This window comes from Chromobacterium fluminis, from assembly GCF_011602385.1.
Classification (GTDB): domain Bacteria; phylum Pseudomonadota; class Gammaproteobacteria; order Burkholderiales; family Chromobacteriaceae; genus Chromobacterium; species Chromobacterium fluminis.
In genome coordinates this window covers 1-330 of record NZ_JAAOMA010000140.1, presented here as the reverse complement: position 1 = coordinate 330, position 330 = coordinate 1, and the positions used below count along the sequence as shown (strand labels likewise).

1 protein-coding gene is annotated in these 330 nt (G+C 60.9%); it reads right to left on the bottom strand.

Annotated elements, in window-relative coordinates; translation table 11 throughout:
- Window positions 1–330, bottom strand: a 330-nt coding sequence (locus HA052_RS27225; protein ID WP_166454453.1) for an ATP-binding cassette domain-containing protein, incomplete at both ends; no start/stop codon positions are given.

The window sequence follows — 330 nt, the reverse complement described above, 5'->3', positions numbered from 1 at the left end:
ACTCCAACAGCTTGCGGGTATAGCTCTCCCGCGGTTCGCGGTAGATCTGGTCCGCGTCCGCCTGCTCCACCACTTCGCCCTTGTTCATCACCATCACTTGGTCGGAGATGTGTTTCACCACCGCCAGGTCGTGCGAGATGAATAGATAGGACAGGCCGTATTCGTCCTGCAGGTCTTGCAGCAGGTTCAGCACTTGCGCCTGCACCGACACGTCCAGCGCCGACACCGATTCGTCGCAGATCAGCACTTCCGGCTTCAAGGTCAGGCAGCGCGCGATGGCGATGCGCTGACGCTGGCCGCCGGAGAATTCGTGCGGGTATTTCTGCAGCG